This is a genomic window from Candidatus Pelagibacter communis (assembly GCF_001179925.1).
GTDB lineage: Bacteria > Pseudomonadota > Alphaproteobacteria > Pelagibacterales > Pelagibacteraceae > Pelagibacter > Pelagibacter ubique_E.
This window is the reverse complement of record NZ_CVSF01000062.1, coordinates 1-2,190: the sequence shown is the minus strand read 5'-3', so window position 1 is coordinate 2,190 and position 2,190 is coordinate 1. Positions and strand designations below refer to the sequence as shown.

General features: G+C 31.7%; 6 protein-coding genes. All 6 read right to left on the bottom strand.

The window, feature by feature from the left end:
- Positions 1-106: 106 nt before the first annotated feature.
- Entirely contained in the window at positions 107-310 is a 204-nt protein-coding gene (locus tag AMN70_RS03525; RefSeq protein WP_075501813.1) for a hypothetical protein, read from the bottom strand.
- Positions 311-334: 24 nt separating this feature from the next.
- Positions 335-583, bottom strand: a complete 249-nt coding sequence (locus tag AMN70_RS03520) for a DUF3310 domain-containing protein (protein ID WP_179850387.1) — start codon at positions 581-583, stop codon at positions 335-337.
- A complete protein-coding gene (locus AMN70_RS05685) occupies positions 556-696 on the bottom strand; it encodes a hypothetical protein (RefSeq protein ID WP_179850386.1) in 141 nt (46 codons plus the stop codon). Before AMN70_RS05685 ends, AMN70_RS03520 begins: the two co-directional genes overlap by 28 nt.
- On the bottom strand, positions 684-1,448 hold the full coding sequence (locus AMN70_RS03515) for a hypothetical protein (RefSeq protein ID WP_075501808.1): 765 nt from the start codon (positions 1,446-1,448) through the stop codon (positions 684-686). The genes AMN70_RS05685 and AMN70_RS03515 overlap by 13 nt, the downstream gene beginning before the upstream one ends.
- Before the next feature lies 1 nt (position 1,449).
- Positions 1,450-1,743 carry a hypothetical protein gene (locus tag AMN70_RS03510; protein WP_082255072.1) on the bottom strand — a complete coding sequence of 98 codons (294 nt, stop codon included), beginning with the start codon at positions 1,741-1,743 and terminating at the stop codon, positions 1,450-1,452.
- The coding region (locus AMN70_RS03505; RefSeq protein ID WP_082255071.1) for a hypothetical protein at positions 1,709-2,190 on the bottom strand (482 nt) is incomplete at its 5' end. The genes AMN70_RS03505 and AMN70_RS03510, both read right to left, overlap by 35 nt.

Genomic DNA, 2,190 nt, shown 5'->3' with positions numbered 1-2,190 from the left:
CCTGCTGGTCTAGCACTACCTTGAGTGTTTTGTGTCACTGGTGGTGGAGCTACTGGAGCTGGTTCTGGAGCTGGAGGCATACTGGGAGCTTTAACTGATACACACATTATTTTTTCTCCATGATGTTTTCTGATTGCTCTTTTTGTTTTTGAATTAAAAATCGAACAACACTACGCTGTCCAATTCTGTAGTACATTTCCTTTGGCTCCATATTTATATCTGGAGTTCTCTCTGGAAATAATCCATCTAATGCCTTTAACAAGTCATCTGATATGACTGGTAAAGTTATTTTTTGGTCTTTTTCGTTCATATATCTAAAGTGTCCTTTTGTTTGCTATGAATAATCTCTATCTAAAATCATTTTTAAGTAATGAATTGCTTTCTTAATATCTTGCTCTTTGCCTTTATGTTTGTGTCTACAAATGTATTTAATGGCATTACCTTCAGCGAATGGCAGATTATTTTCATTTATAAAATAAGCTGGTTGCACCTTCATTTTAGAATAGTGGTCTCCACCTTCTTGATACTTAAGGCTTTCAAATAAATCTTTGTTTGTCATCTTTTGTTTCTGTTTCGATACCATTGTTCCCATCGCATTTTTTCTCTATCTTTTTTTATGTCTAACCATATTGAAATAAAGCCTGCTGAAATTGCTCCCAGTGCAATTAAACAAATATCTCTAATTACATTTTCCATAATATTGGTTTCTCCTTCTTACTATCCCAATCAGATGCTCTTAATATTCGAGCTAATCTTGCTTGAGTAAGTGCATATTTTTTATCTAATTTTTGTTTTTCATATTCAGCAACTACAGCTTCCCACATTTCTGGTAAGTCTTTTTTATTTGCTAAAACTCTTGAAGCTTTGACACCACCAATTGTTGGACATCCACCAAATCCATCTGTTAAATCTCCTACTAATGTTTGGTACATAAAATTATAATTAGCTGTTTTCTCATCAACAACTTCTGTACTGTCATCATGTATAAAATGATGGATACCAGGAATAGTACGCATATCTTTGTCGCCTGATAAAACTACAATTTTATCTTTGTTGCCTGGTTTAGTTGCTAATATTCCACAGACATCATCACCTTCTAATCCAGGTAATGAAACACTTTCATAATTTTCTTTTAAGTATTCCTTAAGAGGTTTTACTATAATTGGTTTTCTAACTTTTTTTCTATGTGATTTATATTCTGGATAAAGGCTATGTCTAAAATTATCTTTATGGTCTTCAGCAATTATAATTTTATCACAATTTAATTTTGTTTTATAATTTCCTAAAGTTGTATCTATAACTCTTTTTCCTAATTTAGCATCTGCGTGTAAAGTCCAAATATCATCTTCCCATCTAGTTGGTTCTTCTAATGCTGTTGCTATTCTGTATACAAATAAAGAACCATCTACTACTAATGTTCTTTTCTTTGCATCTATTCTTCTAATCATTTTATATCCTAATCTTCGTTAGTTTAATTATATTGACCGATGGGATTGTTGTTGTGTTTCCACAATCATCTACAGTTCCATCATCATTAAAGCTCACATCACTAACGAATGTATGTGAGTTATTATTTGTTGAGACAAGCCAACCTGTAGAAATACAAATTGATGGCTTATAATTTTTTATTGTTTTTAAATTTTCCCAAGTGCAGGTAGAGTTGGTATCAATCCAATGAGCTAGATAAAAAGAATATGGAAAATCCTTTTTAACTATTTTTGGTATTTTTATTTTTGATTTCAACTTTCCTCCAAAGGTTTAAAAATTCTGACATAGGAATTAGGACACACCTTGACTGGTATCCATCACCTAACATTCTGATTATTTGTGATTTTCTTTTTTTATTTTCTTTTAAAAAAATTCTGACTACTTGCTTTAATATTCTAACTGGAACAATCCATTGGCCTATACATAAGTCTTTACTATACATAAACCGATGTATCCAATATTCGGCTTTAGTTGCTCTTAATCCACTTGGTTTTCCTTTGTATGCAAGTTCAATACAAATGTTTCCAGATTTCTGCCAGAAGCCAAATTCTGACTTAACTTCAAATTTATCTTCACTTAATCCTAGTATTTTGGCTATAGCTTTTTCAGAATTAACTCCTCTAGCTAAATCAAAATCGAAATCTTTTGTGTTGTTAATCATTAATATATTTTGTAAAAGTCTTGCGTTGGAGCCCTCGTGGT

Excerpts from the sequence above, each read along its gene's own strand:
- AMN70_RS03525 (WP_075501813.1), bottom strand. The coding sequence starts at position 310 with ATGAACGAAAAAGACCAAAAAATAACTTTACCAGTCATATCAGATGAC.
- AMN70_RS03520 (WP_179850387.1), bottom strand. The coding sequence starts at position 583 with ATGGTATCGAAACAGAAACAAAAGATGACAAACAAAGATTTATTTGAA.
- AMN70_RS05685 (WP_179850386.1), bottom strand. The coding sequence starts at position 696 with ATGGAAAATGTAATTAGAGATATTTGTTTAATTGCACTGGGAGCAATT.
- AMN70_RS03515 (WP_075501808.1), bottom strand. The coding sequence starts at position 1,448 with ATGATTAGAAGAATAGATGCAAAGAAAAGAACATTAGTAGTAGATGGT.